1 protein-coding gene is annotated in these 263 nt (G+C 60.5%); it reads left to right on the top strand.

What is annotated here, in order from left to right; all coding sequences use genetic code 11:
• Positions 1–38: 38 nt before the first annotated feature.
• Positions 39–263: hypothetical protein (locus AC0L3B_RS39690; RefSeq protein WP_473383336.1), on the top strand; the 225-nt coding region annotated here is incomplete at its 3' end.

Genomic DNA, 263 nt, shown 5'->3' with positions numbered 1-263 from the left:
GCGCGTATTTCTCCAGTATCGCCACGGACGAAAAAGGCGTGATCCAGATCTTCAACGTCGGCGCCGAACGGATGCTCGGTTATGCCGCCGCCGATGTGCGCAATCTCATTACCCCCGCCGACATCTCCGACCCCGGCGAACTGATCACCCGCGCCGCCGCCCTGAGCCTGGAATTCGATACGCCGATCACGCCGGGCTTCGAAGCCCTGGTGTTCAAGGCGTCCCGAGGCTTCGAAGACATTTACGAACTAACCTATATCCGC

The organism is Bradyrhizobium sp. Kon56 (genome assembly GCF_055807635.1).
This window is presented reverse-complemented; position numbering and strand designations above follow the sequence as displayed.